Annotated in this window: 17 protein-coding genes; 13 read left to right on the top strand and 4 right to left on the bottom strand. The window is 41.8% G+C overall.

The window, feature by feature from the left end:
• The first annotated feature begins 59 nt into the window (after positions 1–59).
• On the top strand, positions 60–1,304 hold the full coding sequence (locus tag BUA59_RS07580) for a lipoprotein-releasing ABC transporter permease subunit (protein WP_072839113.1): 1,245 nt from the start codon (positions 60–62) through the stop codon (positions 1,302–1,304).
• Positions 1,297–1,995 (top strand): ABC transporter ATP-binding protein, encoded by a 699-nt coding sequence (locus BUA59_RS07575; RefSeq protein WP_072839112.1) that lies wholly within the window; start codon positions 1,297–1,299, stop codon positions 1,993–1,995. Before BUA59_RS07580 ends, BUA59_RS07575 begins: the two co-directional genes overlap by 8 nt.
• A gap of 75 nt (positions 1,996–2,070) precedes the next feature.
• Here BUA59_RS07575 and BUA59_RS07570 read toward each other — a convergent pair whose 3' ends face one another.
• Entirely contained in the window at positions 2,071–2,586 is a 516-nt protein-coding gene (locus BUA59_RS07570) for a DUF2062 domain-containing protein (protein ID WP_012069849.1), read from the bottom strand.
• A 44-nt stretch (positions 2,587–2,630) separates the two neighbouring features.
• Here BUA59_RS07570 and BUA59_RS07565 point away from each other — a divergent pair, with 44 nt between their 5' ends.
• From BUA59_RS07565 to murI, 8 genes are read left to right on the top strand one after another with little or no spacing between them, the layout of a single operon-like run.
• Complete coding sequence (locus BUA59_RS07565) at positions 2,631–4,565, top strand: ComEC/Rec2 family competence protein (protein ID WP_072839111.1); 1,935 nt, start codon at positions 2,631–2,633, stop codon at positions 4,563–4,565.
• 13 nt (positions 4,566–4,578) lie between these two features.
• Complete coding sequence (locus tag BUA59_RS07560) at positions 4,579–5,205, top strand: MotA/TolQ/ExbB proton channel family protein (RefSeq protein WP_072839110.1); 627 nt, start codon at positions 4,579–4,581, stop codon at positions 5,203–5,205.
• The gene (locus BUA59_RS07555) at positions 5,202–5,624 is read left to right on the top strand and encodes an ExbD/TolR family protein (RefSeq protein WP_072839109.1); all 423 of its coding nucleotides are present in this window, start codon (positions 5,202–5,204) and stop codon (positions 5,622–5,624) included. The genes BUA59_RS07560 and BUA59_RS07555 overlap by 4 nt, the downstream gene beginning before the upstream one ends.
• A complete protein-coding gene (lpxK, locus tag BUA59_RS07550) occupies positions 5,621–6,658 on the top strand; it encodes a tetraacyldisaccharide 4'-kinase (protein ID WP_072839108.1) in 1,038 nt (345 codons plus the stop codon). The genes BUA59_RS07555 and lpxK overlap by 4 nt, the downstream gene beginning before the upstream one ends.
• Positions 6,651–6,848, top strand: a complete 198-nt coding sequence (locus BUA59_RS07545) for a Trm112 family protein (RefSeq protein ID WP_012069854.1) — start codon at positions 6,651–6,653, stop codon at positions 6,846–6,848. Before lpxK ends, BUA59_RS07545 begins: the two co-directional genes overlap by 8 nt.
• Positions 6,845–7,321 (top strand): low molecular weight protein-tyrosine-phosphatase, encoded by a 477-nt coding sequence (locus tag BUA59_RS07540; RefSeq protein WP_072839107.1) that lies wholly within the window; start codon positions 6,845–6,847, stop codon positions 7,319–7,321. Before BUA59_RS07545 ends, BUA59_RS07540 begins: the two co-directional genes overlap by 4 nt.
• 14 nt (positions 7,322–7,335) lie before the next feature.
• Entirely contained in the window at positions 7,336–8,403 is a 1,068-nt protein-coding gene (gene murB / locus BUA59_RS07535) for a UDP-N-acetylmuramate dehydrogenase (protein ID WP_245813109.1), read from the top strand.
• Positions 8,400–9,227 carry a glutamate racemase gene (murI, locus tag BUA59_RS07530; protein WP_072839105.1) on the top strand — a complete coding sequence of 276 codons (828 nt, stop codon included), beginning with the start codon at positions 8,400–8,402 and terminating at the stop codon, positions 9,225–9,227. The genes murB and murI overlap by 4 nt, the downstream gene beginning before the upstream one ends.
• A 3-nt stretch (positions 9,228–9,230) precedes the next feature.
• On the opposite strand, the gene BUA59_RS07525 is transcribed toward murI, so the two are convergent.
• Complete coding sequence (locus tag BUA59_RS07525; RefSeq protein WP_072839265.1) at positions 9,231–10,376, bottom strand: patatin-like phospholipase family protein; 1,146 nt, start codon at positions 10,374–10,376, stop codon at positions 9,231–9,233.
• 279 nt (positions 10,377–10,655) lie between these two features.
• Between BUA59_RS07525 and BUA59_RS07520 the strand changes: the two genes are divergently transcribed.
• Both BUA59_RS07520 and pgm read left to right on the top strand, forming a co-directional pair.
• Positions 10,656–11,780 (top strand): beta-ketoacyl-ACP synthase III, encoded by a 1,125-nt coding sequence (locus BUA59_RS07520; RefSeq protein ID WP_072839104.1) that lies wholly within the window; start codon positions 10,656–10,658, stop codon positions 11,778–11,780.
• A gap of 131 nt (positions 11,781–11,911) precedes the next feature.
• Positions 11,912–13,555, top strand: a complete 1,644-nt coding sequence (gene pgm / locus BUA59_RS07515; protein ID WP_072839103.1) for a phosphoglucomutase (alpha-D-glucose-1,6-bisphosphate-dependent) — start codon at positions 11,912–11,914, stop codon at positions 13,553–13,555.
• 99 nt (positions 13,556–13,654) lie between these two features.
• Here the strand turns inward: pgm and BUA59_RS07510 are convergent, their stop codons facing one another.
• Both BUA59_RS07510 and ydiJ read right to left on the bottom strand, forming a co-directional pair.
• Positions 13,655–14,395: a spermidine synthase gene (locus tag BUA59_RS07510; protein ID WP_072839102.1), complete on the bottom strand. Its 741-nt coding sequence runs from the start codon at positions 14,393–14,395 to the stop codon at positions 13,655–13,657.
• A 101-nt stretch (positions 14,396–14,496) separates the two neighbouring features.
• Positions 14,497–17,571, bottom strand: coding sequence for a D-2-hydroxyglutarate dehydrogenase YdiJ (gene ydiJ, locus BUA59_RS07505; RefSeq protein ID WP_072839101.1), 3,075 nt, complete (start codon positions 17,569–17,571; stop codon positions 14,497–14,499).
• Between the two features lie 151 nt (positions 17,572–17,722).
• Between ydiJ and BUA59_RS07500 the strand changes: the two genes are divergently transcribed.
• Positions 17,723–18,661: a 1-aminocyclopropane-1-carboxylate deaminase/D-cysteine desulfhydrase gene (locus BUA59_RS07500; RefSeq protein ID WP_072839100.1), complete on the top strand. Its 939-nt coding sequence runs from the start codon at positions 17,723–17,725 to the stop codon at positions 18,659–18,661.
• Positions 18,662–18,707: the final 46 nt, after the last annotated feature.

The raw sequence follows: 18,707 nt of genomic DNA, 5'->3' as shown, positions 1-18,707 counted from the left end.
AATAGAGGAGCTTTGCTCCTCTATTTTTACCACGCAAGCTTGTCATACAAGGACATACATTGATTAACTTCCTTCCTTTTGCTATCGGTCTGCGTTATGCCCGAGCAAAACGCTCCAATCACTTCATTTCCTTTATTAGCTTTTCTTCTATTGCCGGTCTTGCACTCGGTGTGATGGTTCTCATTACTGTTTTGTCTGTAATGAATGGCTTTGACCGTGAATTACGTCAACGGATATTAGGTATGGTTCCTCATGCGACTTTGTGGGGAGATCCAGTGCTCAATGATTGGCGTGATACAGCAAAGCTGGTTGCTAAAATGCCTGATGTTGTTGGCGTTGCTCCACATATCCAAGCGCAAGTCATGTTTCAGTCTGGCGAAAGTGTTCATGGCGCTATTTTAAATGGCATAAACCCAGACATGGAGAAAAAAGTCTCAATCATTGGCGACAATATTGCGTCTGGCTCTTTAGATGCCCTCAAGGATACTAGCTTTGGGATCGTCCTAGGTGCTCAGTTAGCCAAGATGCTAAGAGTCGATATCGGCGATAAAGTAACGGCTATATTACCTAAAGCTAATGTGTCTATTGCTGGTGTTGCGCCTGTTCTAAAGCGATTTACTGTGGTGGGAACTTTTGAGGTTGGAGCTGAGCTAGATAGCAGTCTTGCTTATATCAATATTAAAGATGCGGCTAAATTAAAGCGCTATAAAGCTGATGATGTGGAAGCGCTGCGAATTTCATTCGATGATTTATTTGTAGCTCCTTCACGTATTTGGGATATCGCTCGAGCTGTGCCAGGGCAAAATAGAGTGAGCGACTGGACTCGTACTCATGGTAGTCTTTTCCAAGCGATAAAAATGGAAAAAACCATGATTGGTTTGCTTCTGTTATTAATTGTCGCTGTGGCTGCTTTTAATATAGTTTCCACCTTGGTAATGGTGGTAACAGATAAACGTAACGATATCGCTATACTTAGAACAATGGGTTTAACCTCGAGTCAGGTTATGTGGATATTCGTTGTTCAAGGAATGTTTATTGGTATGCTTGGGACGCTTATTGGTGTCGTCTTGGGTGTAACCTTAGCGCTCAATGTGAGTGAAATTATTGCTGCTCTACAGACATTATTAAATGTCCAGTTTTTAAGTGCGGATGTCTATTTTATTAACTACTTGCCTTCAGAGCTTCAATGGTCTGATGTGAAGCTAATTGTTATATCTGCATTTATTATGACGGTAGCGGCAACTATTTACCCGGCTTGGCGAGCTTCGAAAGTAGAACCTGCGGAGGCACTGCGTTATGAATAACAGTATCGTTTTAGAATGTCGTGAACTTTCTAAGCAATATCAAGACGGTAAGCAGGTGGTCGACGTTTTTCGCTCTATCGATCTAACCTTAAATAAAGGTGAAGCTTGTGCCATTGTCGGCTCATCGGGCTCAGGTAAAACGACCTTATTGAATCTTTTAGCTGGTCTGGATTTAGCTACAACCGGTGATGTGAGCTTGGCAGGTTTTTCTTGGTCTAGTATGAAGGATTCAAAGCGGGCCAAGATGCGAAATAAAGAAATGGGGTTCGTGTACCAATTTCACCACCTATTGCCTGAGTTTACGGCGTTAGAAAATGTATTGATGCCAATGTGGATTGCTGGCATGGATAAAAAAGAAGCCAAACAGCGTGGAGAGAAGCTTTTGGGTCAGGTTGGTCTAAAAGATCGTTTTAATCATAAGCCTTCTCAATTGTCCGGCGGAGAGCGGCAACGTGTTGCGATTGCTCGTGCCTTGGCAAATCGACCTGCTTGTGTGTTGATGGACGAGCCAACGGGTAATCTAGATGAAACTACCTCTCTAGAAATTCAAAACCTTATTAATACACTTAAAACTACTTACGATATGGCGTTTCTTGTGGTTACTCATGATGAGAAAATGTTGAGCTGGATGGATTGCGCTTATCGTTTATCGCAAGGAGCTTTGCATCCGCTAAAGCAAACTAATGTTTAGTTGAGTTAAGTTTTTTGAGTCATAAAAAAGCCAAGATTTAAAAATCTTGGCTTTTTTTGTTTTTACTAAAATGAATTATTTGTTGTTTCTAAGTTTGCGCTCTTTCCAGCGTTTGATGACATGAAGACGCCATAATATGGTGATTGCGGCATAGCTGATCGCACCAACAATCAAACCTGACACAATTGAGCCAACATAAAGTGGCATCCAAATATGTTCCATTTTATCCCAGATCCATTCAACGGAGAGTTGAAAGTTTTTTTCGTCATGGGAACCTAAAATTAACGTACCGACCTTGTAGTTGAAATAAAACACAAAGGGCATAGTTAGGGGGTTGGTAATCCATACGAGAGCAATTGACAAAGGAATGTTTGCTCGCAGCGGTACCGCAAGTAAGGCCGATGCAAGCATTTGAAATGGCATCGGAATAAAGGCCCAAAATAAGCCGTTAAAGAAAGCTCTTGCTACAGATTTACGATTTAAATGCCATAAGTTGGCTTCATAAATTTGAGCACCTAAAAGGCCTAAGGCTTTACTTTGCTTTAACTTTTCTGGATTAGGTATGAATTTTTTAAGATAATTCTTCGGCATAATCAGGTAAAAAATAATTTAGCGATCTAAGACAAGGAGGTCTTATGTTACTAAGTAGTTTGTCCATATTGATGGGCGCCATACTGGTGCCGAGCGATTATTTGTGGGTGTATTCTACTCATATCATTCTAGTGTGTCTCTACTTAATATGGTCAAAGCGTTTAATAGTTTTGTTTTTGACACTTCTCTCCTTTATTTCGATCATTTCTAGTGAACTTCTACCTGCACCATCTTTGCTTTTACAGGCTGGTAGCGTGGTGTTTGTTGATTTTGAAAGGAAAAGTTTAATCGTCAACCAGGATCAATCTTCAAATGAATGGGATTTGTCTGAAATAGGTCCGGTCAGTATTGTGTACTTCTCTGGAAAAGGCCAAAGACAAAGGCAAGATAATTTTTATCTGACAGGGTCTGATAAGGCTTCCATTCACGAAGCTCGTTCGAATTTATCATATCGAGGTGAACTAAAAAGTATCTTGTTACCAGATAAAAATGGGCCGTGGTGGCAAAGGCAGCTCTATGTAAAAAGACAAGTTGCCCAGCTAACTATTCAATTTTCTGATAAGGATCTTTCTAGTATTGACCAGGTTCATTTCTCTTTGCGTGATGAGCTACTCACTAAATTAGATATGATGTTTGGCGCATTCAACTCTTGGCGCTTCTCTAAAGCCTTGTTGTTAGGGCGAAATGATTTGTGGAGTGAACGAGATACTTGGGTAATTCGTACGCTTGGCTTGGCTCATCTATTTGTCGTTTCGGGGCTGCATACTGGGTTTATGTTCGCTATCGGATGCTTGGTGAGTAGAACTGTTTGGAGGCTGTTGCCCAGTCAAATAATGCTTTCTGGTCTAACTCGCTGGCATTGTGATGCAATAATTGTAATGCCCTTGTTACTTGCTTATGCTTATATAACAAACTGGGGAGAGCCTGTGGTAAGAGCATCGATTATGCTCAGTGTTTATTTGTGCTCTCGCATGTTGACTCTGAAAGTCTCACCATATGGCATCATTACTTTTGCCTTGTGGCTAGTACTACTTATTAACCCTAGAGCAGTGCTTAGCCCAGGATTGTGGCTGTCCTTTAGTATGGTGTACTTGTTAATTGGCTACTGCCAAACATCAGCAAAATTGTCACGATTACTCATGGTGCAAGTCATGCTTAGTACCGCCTCAATGGTGTTGATATTAGGGTGGCAAGAAGCTATATCCAGTGCCTCTATTCTAGTGAATGTTTTACTGATTCCTTTCGCGGCTTTTGTATGGTTTCCATGGGGAGTGTTATCTTCCTTTGAGGCATCGGTTATTGGGTCGACGTATAGTTATGAGTTATTAGATAGACTGCTCTATTACGTAATGACACCTGTGGATTGGACCGCTTTTGAATTGCCCTTATTATTTTTTGAGCAATTTACTTCAAGTGTTCCGAGATTAATCATGTTGCTGCTGATAGGCTATTGGGTTTATCAGAGCCCTTTAAATCGTGGGCTTGTTTGTGCGCTTGGTATTTGGTGTGTTTTATTTTCTTCGATGTTATTTAATGGCTCAAATGCTGACATTACTCTGAAAAATAAAGAAAATAGCCTAATTATTTTAGAGCAAAATGAATTATTGTTAGCTGACTCTTGGGCTGGCGCTGATCCTTCAAGACTGATGTTTGGTTCTTATTTGAAATCGGAACGACAGAATGCTTACATTTTATCGCCTAGAGCAGTGAAAGATCTCACTCCTCAAATGCTGCTAGATTACGGTATTGAGTGGGTAATACTAAAACGAAAGGAATCAGAGCAAACACTGGCGATGCTGGATGCATTAAGTGTTGATTGGTTAGTGATTTCTGCTGACGAATCTTTGGCTTTTTATTTTCAAAGCAGCCGTGTTTCAATACGCCATTCTTCCTGTATCTATTCATTTTTTCTCTTAAAATCTGACACTTGCAAACGTGTAGAAAAGTTAGAGAGTGTGTTAAATTACGTGCAAACTTAAATTGGAGAGCGAAGTGTTAGCCTTTATTCAAACTGGTGGTTTTTTCATGTGGCCGTTAATGGCGTGTTCCATCCTTACGCTGGCTATAATTATTGAGCGTTTTTGGACGCTTCGCAAAGCGGGTGTTGCACCAAAAGGGCTCTTGTCTGATGTTATGGCGAGATTGCGTGATGACAGAATGACCATTGAGTACATTCGTTCAATGCAGGCTAAAACTGGGCTAGCTTCTATTTTTGCTGCGGGACTATTAAATTCAAAGCATGGTCGTGGCGCAATGAAAGAAAGTGTTCAGGAAGCGGCAAGTCATGTTATTCATGAATTAGAACGTTTTATGAATACGCTTGGTACAATTGCAGCGATTTCGCCATTACTTGGCTTGTTGGGTACGGTTGTCGGTATGATTAAAGTCTTTTCAGTGTTGATGGAAAGTGGCGCAGGCAATACTGCGTTATTGGCTGGCGGCATTTCTGAAGCATTACTAACAACGGCGGCAGGTCTTGGTGTTGCTATTCCAGCTTTGATTTTCCATCGTTTTTTTAGTCGTAGAATAGATGAGCTTGTTGTCACTATGGAGCAGCAATCCACTAAGTTGATTGATTCACTGCATGGTGATCGAGATAAGTCAGGAGTCGCACAGTGAAATTTCGTCGTCAAAAAATAGATGACGTTCAAATCAATATAACGCCTCTGATCGACGTCGTCTTTTTATTACTTATTTTCTTTATGGTTAGCACGACTTTTAACCAAAGTACTGAGTTGACGATTGATTTGCCAACCGCAACGTCAAACGCTCCAAGTTCTGATCGCTCTAAGAACGTAGAATTGGTGATTACTGCAGATGGTCAGTATGTCATTAATGGTCAGACGCTTATCAATGAAAAAGTCGGTACTTTAATCCAAGGCTTAAAAGAAGTAACGGCAGGGGATTACACTCGACCGCTGATTATTACCGCAGACGCGAAAGCATCTTATGACATGGTTCTGAGAGTTTACGATGCGGCAGCAAGTCTTGGTATTACAAAACTTGCCCATACTGCTCAGAAAGAGCCTGTCCAGTGAGCGTAGAGTCATTATTTACACGTTCCTGGTATGGTCGTTGTGGTTGGACAAATGTATTTCGTCCGCTGCAGCCGTTGATTAAAAAAGCGGTGCATAATAAACGCAAAGCTTTTTTAGCGCATCCAGAACTGTCATACAAAGCTCCCGTTCCAGTGATTGTTGTGGGAAATATTAGCGTTGGTGGAACGGGAAAATCACCCATGGTTGTGGCTCTATGTGAGCTTTTAATTGAACACGGGTTTCGCCCAGGTATTGTTTCCCGAGGCCATGGCGCAAAAATGGACACGCCGACACCTGTATATCTAGATAGCTTGCCTAACGAAGTTGGTGACGAACCTGTGATGCTGGCTCGACGAGCAGCTTGTCCTATGGTGGTTTTCCCCAAAAGGGATGAAGCGGTAAAGTTCCTACTCAGTACAACAGACGTTAATGTCGTGGTGAGTGATGATGGCATGCAGCATTATCAGCTTAATAGAGATCTCGAGATTGCAATGCTGGATGCGACACGTGGCGTGGGTAACGGACATTTGTTACCTGTTGGTCCACTGCGAGAACCCATTGAACGACTCGCCGAAGTAGATTTTGTCGTTAGTGTTTCTGAGGCGATGACTAAGCCCCTAGAAGCTTTGAATTTGCCAGTCACTTTAACAAGGCTAGTGTCCACTAAACTGATTTCATTGGATGGAACCAAGAGTCTAGACTGCCATGAAGCATTTTCAGGTAATTCAAACTGGCATATCATGGCGGGAATTGGTAACCCCGAACGTTTTATGGCAACGCTAGAGCGCTTAGGATTACAAAAGAAAAACATCACTCATCAGTGGTTTGTTGATCATCATGCGTTTGAAGTAGCCGATATTCCTGCTGATGGAGCTGTAATCATGACGGAAAAAGATGCAGTGAAGTGCCAATCTCTTGAATTATCGAATTCAAATATTTGGTATTTGCCGGTGTCTTTAGTTCTACCAACCAGCTTTCAACAAGCATTTTTAGAAAAAATTAACCTTATAAAAATGGATCATTCCCATGAATAAAACCTTACTTGATATCCTTGTTTGTCCTGTTACTAAAGCTTCCCTTACTTTAAGTAAAGACGGAACTGAATTGATTAGCAAAGTGGGCGGCATGGCATATCCAGTTCGCGACGGCATTCCAGTTTTGTTGGAAACAGAAGCGCGCACATTAACAGCTGATGAACGTTTAGATTCTGGTTCGGCAAAATGAAATCCTACAAGGTGCTGACAGTGTGCTTAGGCAATATTTGTCGATCACCAGCGGCGCAAGGTATTTTAGAAAGTGTCGCCGCTAAGCATGATGTATTTTTAGAGCTTGATTCGGCAGGAACAGCGGCTTATCACCTAGGCAATCCACCAGATTCACGATCTATTAAAGCACTTCATCAGGTTGGCATTGATATTAGCCGTCAACAAGCTCGGCAAGTGACTAAAGACGACTTTCATAAGTTTGATTGGATTCTGGCGATGGACAGAGAGAATCTGTCCAATCTCAAGAAAATCCAACCTCAAGACAGCAAAGCTATATTAGTTATGTTCGGTGAGTTTTATGATCATGCTGCATTTGGTGAGGTAGCGGATCCTTATTATGGCGGCGATGAAGGCTTTACTGAGATGAGAAAACACCTTTGTCGAATAGCTGATTCGTTTGTGCATCACCTTCATTCAAATAGAGAAGATTAAATCAGACAATGAAAATGCGATTCAATACCGAAGATGCTTTTGCGCAGCGCATTGAACATTCCATTCAAGAAAATGTTTCCTTAGCCACATATAACACCTTTCGCTTTGATTACTCTGCTGAATATTTTGCGATAGCTGAGAGCATAGATTCATTAAAAGTTTTACTTGCTTGGGCAAAACATTTTCAAAAAAGGGTCACCATGATTGGTGGTGGCAGTAATTTGCTTATTTCAGCAGATGTTTCTGGCCTTGTGATTATTAATCGACTATCAGGTATTAATGCAAGAGAGCACGCAGGTAACCTTGTTAGTTTAACCGTGGCTGCTGGTGAAGACTGGCATAAAATAGTCGAATACGCTGTCGCTCAAAGATGGTATGGAATAGAAAACCTCGCTTTAATTCCAGGTACTACAGGTGCTGCTCCAGTACAAAATATCGGCGCTTACGGTGTTGAAATAAAAGATGTCTTAGCTCGTGTTCAAGTTATCAATAGAAACACTGGCGATGTTTACTGGATAAACGGTAGAGACTGCGGGTTTGCTTATCGCGACAGTTATTTCAAAGGTCAATGGAACGATTTATTGCTCATAACCTCGGTTGAATTGTCACTGAAAAAACAATCAGAACTTTTATTAAGCTATGGCGGATTGTCTGAACGAATTGAAGGAAAGCCAAACATTCAAGCTGTGTTTGATACTGTATGTCGCGTTAGAAGTGAAAAACTACCTGATCCAGCAGTGTTAGCAAACTCAGGTAGTTTTTTTAAAAATCCGATTGTTAGCAAAATCCAGCATGATGAATTAAAAGAGTGCTTTCCTAATCTGGTGTCTTTTCCATTTGAAGGAGGTTTTAAATTGGCTGCAGGATGGCTGATTGATCAAGCTGGTTGGAAGGGTAAGCAATATCAAGGTGTCGGTGTGTATGAAAAACAGGCCTTGGTGTTAGTGAATCATTCTGAAACCAAAGCTACTACTTTACTAGAGCTAGAAGCGCAAATAAAACAATCAGTTTTCGATAAGTATGGTGTTCACTTGGAGCGAGAGCCCGTTCAGTTGCCTCTTGGTATGGAGATACTTAAGTGAAAGTCGGCGTGATGGATTCTGGAGCAGGAGGATTAACCATCCTTAATGCCATACACCAAAAACATCCTTATCTTGATCTGGTGTATTTGGCCGACGATGCTTTTGCACCATATGGCACTAAAAGCATTACTCAATTACAAGATAGACTGGTAAAAGTTGGACGGTTTTTTGAGAATGAAAAGGTTTGCGCCATTGTTGTTGCTTGTAATACCGCGACGGTGGCGGCGATTGATGCACTTCGAGCTAGCACATTATTGCCAATTATAGGTGTCGAGCCTGCTGTAAAACCTGCTTTTCGCCTTAGTAAAAAACGCAGAGTGGCGGTGCTGGCAACACCTGTAACAGCTGAAAGTCCGCGCTTAAATCAATTGATCGATCTTTGGAAAGAGGACAGTCATGTATCTATTATGTCTAGCTCAACGTTAGCCTTTGACATTGATGCTTGGCCAGAAACAGAAGAAAAAGTTAAACAAACCATTGAGCAATTAAGCCAAGAAATGCTCGCTCAAAATATCGATACCTTGGTATTGGCTTGCACTCATTATCCTTTGGTTAAACATTTGTTTGAGCAAATACTGGGAAGTGAATGCGAAATCATAGAGCCTAGTGAAGGAGTGACAGCTCAGTTAATTCGTCGCCTCACAGAGTCTTATCCGAATGATATGAGCCAGTTACTTGATGCTGTTTCTAAACATCAAGACAGCAGTGAAAATCAAGGCAGTATAGAACTTTGCAGCTCACTTGGGTTTAAAAATATGCAGCGCCTGAATTCATGGGTTATATCATCAAGCGCCATTAAGGGCTGCAGGCACGTATTGATTTAGTGATTAATGGCTATTTTCAAAGAAAGCGATGATTCGATCCTTTTCCCACATGGCATCTTGATATCCTAAATCCATTAATGCTCGACAATACTGTGGTGTGAAGAGTAAGTAACTCGCTGCAGAACTGATTTTTTCTCTTGTTGAACCTCCGGCGGCTTTTAAAAGAATTCTAATGTTTTTAGGTAAAGTTGCTATGTAATGATGAGCTATCTCATTTAGCTCTTCTGATGGAGAGATAATTAATGTCTCCGTAGGGAGGTTTTGGTGATTGGCTTGTTTGTCTTTTGGAAGATCACGAATAAGGCTATTCATGATTTCTAGTTGATAGATATCGTCTTCAAGATTGTCGATGAATGCGCTATTTAATAGTTGTCCGAGAATTTGAGCCATACTCGGCGCGCTAGTATCGACGTCTTTTTCCTGTGTTGCCCACTTTTTTGCACTTCGGTTGCCACTCACGCCAATGATAAATAGCTTATCTGCGCCTAATTTAAGAGCAGGATAAATTGCGGATTTTTGGCGTATAGCGCCATCGCCATAATAGTGGTTATGAATTTTATGAGCAGGAAATATCGTTGGAATAGCGCTAGATGCTAATAGGTGATCGACCCCTAGATTTGCTGCCACACCTTTTCGTCGATTTCCTTGCCATGCCTGTAAATCAGGAGAGCCTTGAAAAAAAGTAGTCGATTCCCCAGTACTATAACTCATTGCAGTGATAGCCAAAGCCTTTAGCTGATGTCTATCAATTGCAGTGTTTATTCTCGTAAAATCTAAATGATTGGTGAGTAGCTCTTTTAACGGCGTGTTATCCATAAGCGCGATAGAACTATCGTGATTATGGAGGTGGAAAAGCGATAATAGGGTTTTTGTTAGTGAGCTAGCCACTGGCCAGCGTCCGACTGTATATATTTGGTCTGGTGTTAAGTGACGCCAAACAAAAGCCAGTGAAGATACGGCTTTGGAAAAATTATCAGCATGAGACGCTAGCATGGTGGCATTTAACGCGCCAGCAGAGGTACCACATAATATGGGAAAGGGAAGAGGCGTATGTTTAGGGCGCATCTTTCCCATAGCAGATAAAACACCCACTTGATAGGCCGCACGAGCGCCACCGCCAGATAATATTAATGCATTGTTATTTGTCATAAAGGCTCGCTTAGTCTGAATCTGTTCAAGCATTCCATGTATCTCATAAAATACTATTTTCTTCTATTAAAACAATCACTCGCTTTTATGCAGTATGGTTCGACCTAGCGAATAATGCCACACCTTGATATAAGTGTTTTGAATGATATTGGGCCCTTGTTATTACTAATTGTAGACTGTCCACGCAATCTACTTCACAATCCTAGCTATACTCTTTATCGCAATAGATACAAAAAGATAAATAGATACTTTTTGAATAATAAGAAAAAGGATAATCCCATGATTTCTTCTGTCGTCATTAGTGGAGTTGGTCTTTGGACTCCCGCATACAGCATTAGCAATGAAGAGCTGGTAGACAGCTATAATGCTTGGGCTGAGCAATTTAATGCCAAAAACTTTGATGCTATTGAGAAAGGCCAGATAGAAGCTAAGCCTCTTTCTAGTGCTGCATTTATTGAAAAGGCGTCCGGTATAAAAAGTCGCTATATTTATTCTAAAGAGGGTGCATTAGACATCAATCGAATGCGCCCAATACTTGAGGTTCGCAACGACGAACAAGTATCCCATCAAGCTGAAATGGCTATCGCCGCTGCGAAAAAAGCGCTTGAAGCGGCAAATAAAAAAGCCAGCGATATAGATATGGTGATTGTCTCATGTGCTTATACACAGCGTTCATATCCTGCTATCGCTATTGAAGTTCAAGCCGCATTAGGTATAGAAGGTTTTGGTTTTGATATGCTGGTTGCGTGCTCGGCCGCTACTTTTGGTTTGCAACGTGCTGTTGATGCAATAAAAGCAGGCTCTTCAAAAGGCGTGCTGGTGATAAACCCTGAACTGACATCTCCTCAAGTTAACTACATGGATAGGGATTCGCACTTTATCTTTGGTGATGTAGCAACCGCTGTGGTGGTTGAGAGCAGCGAAACTTGTCAGTCAGCTCATTCTTTTGATGTGCTAAGTAGCAAATGTATTACCTCCTATTCGAACAATATTCGCTCTAACTTTGGTTATACGACTCGCGTCACCGATGAAGATCCTTATTCGGCAGATATGTTGTTCCATCAGAATGGTCGAAAAGTTTTCAAGGAAGTTTGCCCTATGGCAGCAGATCATATTGAAAGTCATTTAAAGAGCCATGGTATTCAAGTGTCAGAGTTGAAGCGCTGGTGGTTACATCAAGCTAATATCAATATGAATTTGTTAATCAGTAAACGATTACTAGGCCGCGACGCGACGCTTGAAGAGGCGCCAGTGGTTCTTGATGAATATGCAAATACCGCTTCTGCTGGCTCTATTATTGCTTTTGCTAAGCACCATAAAGACTTGGCTGCAGGCGATATTGGTGTGATTTGTTCGTTTGGTGCAGGTTACTCAATAGGTAGTTTGATACTGCGTAAGCGTTAATTGCTCATTCTTTTCGATACTTGAATTAATTGTCTAAGTTAAGTAATACCTAAGTTAAGTCATTGAAACAGATGTGATTATAAGAGAGACTAATTGCATCGGTTTCAATGACTTAATAGGGCATTTAAAATATGGCAATTCATCCTCAAGCAGGGCAGCTTGCTTCTTACGATTTACTTGTAAATCTCCCTGAACTTATGTCGGCTTATTATTTGAAAAAGCCTCGAATTACTACTCACCCAGATGAACGAGTCAGCTTTGGTACATCAGGTCATCGTGGTAGTGCCTTATTAACCAGTTTTAATGAAAATCATATCTTAGCCATTGCTCAGGCTATTGCGGAATACCGTCAATCTCAAAATGTCTCTGGTCCGTTATACTTAGGTAAAGACACGCATGCTTTGTCTGAAGCTGCTTTTCAAACAACAGTGAGCGTGCTCACAGCTAATGGTGTGAGGGTTCGCACTCAGCTGAATGGCGGTTACACGCCAACGCCGGTTATTTCTCACGCAGTGTTAACACACAACAAGATAGAAACAGACACTAGTGATGGTATTGTTATTACGCCTTCTCATAATCCGCCGGAAGATGGTGGTATTAAATATAATTCCAGCAAAGGTGGTCCAGCAGACAAAGACATTACCGATTGGGTAGCAAAGAGAGCGAACGCTTTGCTAGAAAAAAACCTACAAGGCGTAAAGCGTTTTTCTCTAGAAGAAGTTGAAAGTAGCGGTTTAATAGAGCCTTTTGACTATATTAATCATTATGTGAATGATCTTGAAAATGTCATTGATATGAAAGCCATCGCTGATGCGAAGATTCGAATTGGTGTTGATCCTATGGGCGGTTCAGGTATTCATTACTGGGAACCCATTGCAAAAAAATATGGTGTAGACATTACAGTCGTTAATAAAGAAGTCGATCCAACCTTCCGTTTTGTGCCGCTTGATAAAGATGGTCGCATCCGCATGGATTGTTCTTCACCGTATTCCATGCAAGGGCTGTTAAAGTTGAAAGATGACTTTGATATTGCAGTGGGTAACGATCCTGATTATGACCGTCATGGTATTGTGTGTGCTAACTTTGGGTTAATGAATCCAAATGCGTATCTAGCAGTTGCGATTGAGTACTTATCGCAACACAGAAAGCAGTGGCCACAAGAAATTCAATTTGGCAAAACGCTAGTTTCCAGCGGCATGATTGATCGTGTGGTAGCTGGGCTTGGTCGTAAGTTGTGCGAAGTGCCAGTTGGCTTTAAGTGGTACGTAGAAGGGTTATACGAAGGCACTATGGCGTTTGGCGGAGAAGAAAGCGCGGGAGCATCGTTCCTACGTAAAGACGCGAGTGTTTGGACCACAGATAAAGATGGATTCATAATGGCTTTGCTTGCTGCCGAGATCTTAGCGGTAACAGGTAAAGATCCACAGACACTATATGAAGCACAAGTTGCTAAATATGGTAAGCCTTTTTATAAGCGTATTGACGTTGTTGCTACCACGGCACAGAAAGCATTATTGGGTGCGTTGGATGCAAAAAACGTTACGCAAACGCAATTGGCTGGTGAAACGATTGTGTCTGTATTAACGCATGCACCGGGCAATGATGCCGCTATTGGTGGTTTGAAAGTTTCTACTGAAAATGGATGGTTTGCGGCTAGACCATCTGGCACGGAAAATGTTTATAAAATCTACCTAGAAAGCTTTATTTCAGAAGATCATCTTGCTGAACTCGAAAGCGAGGCGAAAGCCTTAGTAGATAGTGTGCTAGGTAGTTAGTCGATATTCAACTTAGAGTGAATTTGTAATGAAAAATGCCGCTTATTCTTATAAAAAGACAAGCGGCATTTTTGTTTTCAGAGAATAAGGTAAGTGGAATTAAATTTCCGACAACCTAGATAGCCATTTAGTTAACTGGAAGCCCATTTTATCGCTTAGCTTTTGCGCTGCCGCTTTGAGTTCTTTAGCGTTACTGTGGTTCATTCTTTTACCAGCGATAATGACCCAATTACCACTGCCCGTATCTAATGCTCGTACGTCATTGAAGTGCTGTTTGATGATGTCGGTGAGTTCATGATTATTTTTCTGATCGATCCAACAATTTAAAGCTAACCAACCATCTTCTTTGATATTTTTCGCACAATTCTCAATAAAACTTGCTTGAAGAACAGAGCGATCCATTCCTTCGGTGTTATAAAGATCTGTCATTAATAAATCGACTTTTTTGGGTAGACCTTCAGTCATGTAATCAATGGCATTGGCAACTTCTAAACTGATGCGTTTACCTGTTGGTAGTTTGAAATACATCTCAGCAGCATCCATCACTTCTTGACGAAGTTCGACGGCAGTAATATGAATTGCAGGAACAGTATAGTGAAGCGCGTTAAGTAAGGTTCCGCCTCCAAGACCTAATATACAGACTCGTTTCGGCTCACAGAATAGTAAAGGCAGCATCATGGCTTGAGTGTATTCATGCTGCAAAATATGTGGAGTAGAAAGACGGATTCGGCTCTGTTCGTCACCTTCAGCAAATGACAGAATACGATATTGGCCATCATCAAATATGCGAATAGGGCCAAGTTCATCGGCACTGTCATGTAGTAAATTTTGGTGACTCATGGTGTTCCTTTCAAAAATTAAGTATTCGATTAAAGACTTTGTATCAGAAAAAGATAAGGCTCGGAATGCCGAGCCTTATTATAGTCTATCAAGTTTAGTTGCTAGTTAACGGTTGCTTCTCTTAAGTGTTTTAAGATGGCCTGCACTGGATGAGGTATGGCAACATCATCGAAACGTTTGGCTTGACTACGACAAGAGTAGCCTGTTGCCACTAGTTTTCCGAGTAAACCTGGATCGGTTACTCTTTCTTTCCAAGATAAGTCATAAATGGTTTTTGAAGTTTCTTTGTTGGCCGTTTCATGTCCATAAGTGCCGGCCATGCCGCAGCAACCGACGTTTTCAACTTTTAGTTCAAGCCCTAAAATGCTGTAGACTTTTTGCCAGTCTTGAATAGACGCTGGCGCATTGGTTTTTTCTGTGCAGTGGGTCATTAGGTGGTAAGTCGAGTTATCGCACATTAAAGGCTGTTTGATGAGATGTGCACTTTTCTTCATCAACCATTCTTGCATCAACTGGATGTTAGGTATTTGTCGAGTATCACTAAAGGCTTTGGTGTATTCCGATCGATAAGTCAATGTCATCGAAGGATCAATGCCGATAAATGGCAAGCCATAGAATGCCAAGCTTTGCAGCATATCTAAGTTCTTACGAGCAGTGCGGTTAAAAGCTTTCATGAAGCCATGTACATGCAATGGTTTGCCATTAGGCATGTAAGGCGCAAGGTAAGCTTGGAAGCCTAGACGACTCAAGGTTTCCATAGTGTCTAGTACCAATTCGGTTTCAAAGTAACTGGTGAAAGCATCTTGTACCACAATGACGGCGCGGGTTCTGTCTTTTGGACTTAAGGCTTCAATGGCCAAAGGCGTAGCCAACCGGATGCCACGACGCGACATTTCTTTTTTTAAATTGAGCTTGCTCAATTTGGGGTTGTCGGCCAAACCTATGTACTTGCTGCTGAAGTGATTAACCCAACTACGGCTCACCAACCAATTGTATGGTTGCGGAAATATCGCCATCGTCGGCATCATGAATTCTAACGAGCCGATAAGATAATCTTTAGCTGGTCGCAGATAGCGGCTGTAGTAAAGCTCTAAAAATTTCGCTCTGAACTCAGGTACATCGACTTTTATTGGGCATTGCCCAACACAGGACTTGCACGCTAAACAGCCCATCATGGAATCGTGGACTTCGTTGGAGAAGTCATAGTCTCCGCGACGTTTCGCTAGCGTGTTTTTAAGTCTTGGCAAAAAGCTGAAAAGAAAATTGCTGTCTTTGGCGTTTTTGCTAGCTTCAACCGTATCAACGCCTTGCTGGCTCATTCCGCGTAGCCATTCGCGCATTAATGAGGCACGACCTTTTGGCGAATGACGGCGATCTCGTGTGCCTTTCCAGGAAGGGCACATAGCATCATTTGGATCAAAGTTATAGCAGGCGCCGTTGCCGTTGCAATACATGCCTTCCTGAAACTGATCGCGGTTTTGAAGCGGAATCTGACGATCAAATTGACCACGCAGCGGTACCGCATCGATTTTTAATAAATCCGCACCTAATTCAAATGGTGTAGCAATTTTTCCAGGGTTTAATTGATTTCTTGGATCAAAAGCGCCTTTAACTTGTTGAACGCTAGGATACAGCTCGCCGAAAAAAGCTGGGGCGTATTCAGAACGAACACCTTTACCATGCTCGCCCCACAGCAAACCATTATATTTTTGTGTGAGTGCGACCACCTTGTCGGTGATCTCTCGGATCATAGGTTCTTGTGATTCATCCTTAAGATCAAGCGCAGGGCGAACATGCAATACACCAGCATCAACATGACCGAACATGCCATATTGCACATTGTAGCTGTCTAGAACAGCGCGAAATTCCATAATATAGTCAGCAAGGTTTTCTGGCGGCACGGCGGTATCTTCAACGAAGGGAATGGGACGCTTTTCTCCCTTTGCATTACCGAGCAGACCAACGGATTTTTTACGCATTGTCCAAAGCTTGTTAACACTGTCGTGTCCCATGGCAATGGTATAACCAAGAGCGCTACTACCGCCTTGTTTGGCTAAGGCATCCAGCTTGTCGGTTAGGACCTTAATTTTATCAGCAACTTCTTGTTCATCATTCCCTGTGTATTCTACTAGATTAATGCCTTGGATATTTTCCCCGGTGTTTTCTGGGAAATACTCAGATACGGAGTTCCAAATGATGTCGCCTTTAGCAAGACCGAGAACTTTGGAGTCGACGGTTTCGATAGAGGTTGGTTTAGCAGCCAGTAGTTCACGAGCATGACGAAGCGAACCTTCAAAGCTGTCATAACGAATATTCACTAAGGCTGCATAAGTCGGAATAGCTAGAAGGTTTACTTTGGCTTCGACAATAAAACCTAATGTGCCTTCTGATCCGCATAGCACCGAGTTCATATTGAATTGACCATCCTCTGTACGAATGTGAGCCAAATCATAGCCGGTTAAACAGCGGTTAAGTTCAGGAAAGGTGTCTTTGATTTGTTGAGCTTTGCTTTTCTGAATGTTATCTACAACACGGTGAGCATGAGCGGAATAATTGCTACCGCTTTGGATGTTAGCAAGTATCTCGTCATCAATAGGAGAAGATTCTAGTAGATGCCCATCTAACAATACGGTTTTGAGTGAAAGAACATGGTCGCGTGTTTTCCCATACATTACCGAGCCTTGTCCGCTGGCATCGGTATTGATCATGCCGCCAATGGTAGCACGATTGCTGGTTGATAATTCTGGTGCGAAAAACAAACCATGGGGCTTGATGGCTTTATTTAGCTGATCTTTTACTACACCAGCTTCAACACGAGCCCAACCTTCTTCTGGGTTAATTTCCAAAATACGGTTCATATGCTTGGATAGATCAATCACTAATCCATCCGTCAGCGACTGACCGTTGGTACCTGTTCCACCGCCTCTAGGGCTTAACACGATATCGTAAAATTCTTCTTGGTTGGATAACTGCACCAACAACTGAATATCTTGGGTATTCTTAGGGAAGATAACTCCTTGAGGTAATACTTGATAAATTGAGTTATCGGTCGACAGAACAACGCGATTGGCGTAATCAGGATTGGTGTCTCCTGAGAATCCTGAAGCTTTCAGGCGTTCGATGAAAGAAAGGTATTTAGCCTGGATCGGCGAGACTTCAGAAAGCTTTGGAATCATGTTTCATCTCCACAAATGATGAGTGCGCAGATTTTAACAAAGAAACGTCTATGAGAGTGATTTTTCTGAGTTGAAAAAAAGTGTGTGATACCCCTCTAAAAACTCATGTTACTATGCAAAGGATTTCCATTTACCGTAACTGGGTTTATTTGTGTCTTTCATTCAGCCAATCACTTTGTCACCAGCTTGCCAGCAATCGCCTAAGATTCAATATGAATTAGATATTTACCGTGGCGATCTTGAACACCCTAATGCTCCGGGCAATAAATGGCATAAACTGCAACATCACCTTAAAGCAGCCGAAAAACAAAACGCCTCTGTCATCGCGACCTTTGGTGGGCCTTTTTCGAATCATCTTCATGCTTTTGGCATGACACTTAGAACTTTGCCCTTTAAAGCAGTTGCTGTTGTTCGGGGAGAATTGCAGCCCCAATTGACTCCTACTTTAAGCGACATGGTCGAAGATGGTGTTGAGTTATGGCCTTCTTTAAGATCCGATTATCGACTTGGCATGGATTCACAAATAGTGAGTGAAATAAACAAACACCACGATAATGTCTACTGGGTTCCAGAAGGTGGTGGTGGGGTGCTTGGTGCTATGGGGTGTCATGATTGGGCGAACAACATTAGTGCTATTGATGACAAATACGATGCTTGGATTGTCTCGTCTGGAACGGGGACAACCGCAGCAGGGCTTTTGTCTAATATCAATACGCCTGATTTACATGTATTCAGTGCATTAAAAGGTGAGCCCACTCAAAGATACTTGATTTTAGACTTAGCAAGTCAGCGAACAGCTGAGTCAATGTCTAAAGAGAGCTTAGATGCAAAATTGTTCTTTCATTCCGATTGCCATGAAGGTGGTTACGCCAAACAAAGTCCTGCCTTAATCGCCTTTATGAGAGAGTTTTCACAACTAAATCCTAACTATCCACTTGATCCGATTTATACCAGTAAAAGCATGTTTGCTATTTTTAATGCGATGAAAGAGGGGGCTTGGCCGTATCGTCGTACATTATTTATCCATACAGGTGGTTTGCAAGGCTGGCGAGGATATTCAAAAGATACTAATCCCTACGCGTGTTCTTAACGAGATGGCGATAGTTGGCGTCTTCATGTTAAAGTTGCCCAACTTA

Origin of the sequence: Marinomonas polaris DSM 16579, assembly GCF_900129155.1 — a bacterium.
Taxonomy (GTDB): Bacteria; Pseudomonadota; Gammaproteobacteria; order Pseudomonadales; family Marinomonadaceae; genus Marinomonas; species Marinomonas polaris.
This window is presented reverse-complemented; position numbering and strand designations above follow the sequence as displayed.

What these genes read in the sequence shown, in the direction of transcription:
- BUA59_RS07540 (WP_072839107.1), top strand. Translation starts at nt 6,845, where the DNA reads ATGAAATCCTACAAGGTGCTGACAGTGTGCTTAGGCAATATTTGTCGA.
- BUA59_RS07525 (WP_072839265.1), bottom strand. Translation starts at nt 10,376, where the DNA reads ATGACAAATAACAATGCATTAATATTATCTGGCGGTGGCGCTCGTGCG.
- BUA59_RS07510 (WP_072839102.1), bottom strand. Translation starts at nt 14,395, where the DNA reads ATGAGTCACCAAAATTTACTACATGACAGTGCCGATGAACTTGGCCCT.
- BUA59_RS07520 (WP_072839104.1), top strand. Translation starts at nt 10,656, where the DNA reads ATGATTTCTTCTGTCGTCATTAGTGGAGTTGGTCTTTGGACTCCCGCA.
- BUA59_RS07570 (WP_012069849.1), bottom strand. Translation starts at nt 2,586, where the DNA reads ATGCCGAAGAATTATCTTAAAAAATTCATACCTAATCCAGAAAAGTTA.
- pgm (WP_072839103.1), top strand. Translation starts at nt 11,912, where the DNA reads ATGGCAATTCATCCTCAAGCAGGGCAGCTTGCTTCTTACGATTTACTT.
- ydiJ (WP_072839101.1), bottom strand. Translation starts at nt 17,571, where the DNA reads ATGATTCCAAAGCTTTCTGAAGTCTCGCCGATCCAGGCTAAATACCTT.
- BUA59_RS07565 (WP_072839111.1), top strand. Translation starts at nt 2,631, where the DNA reads ATGTTACTAAGTAGTTTGTCCATATTGATGGGCGCCATACTGGTGCCG.
- murB (WP_245813109.1), top strand. Translation starts at nt 7,336, where the DNA reads ATGCGATTCAATACCGAAGATGCTTTTGCGCAGCGCATTGAACATTCC.
- BUA59_RS07575 (WP_072839112.1), top strand. Translation starts at nt 1,297, where the DNA reads ATGAATAACAGTATCGTTTTAGAATGTCGTGAACTTTCTAAGCAATAT.
- BUA59_RS07545 (WP_012069854.1), top strand. Translation starts at nt 6,651, where the DNA reads ATGAATAAAACCTTACTTGATATCCTTGTTTGTCCTGTTACTAAAGCT.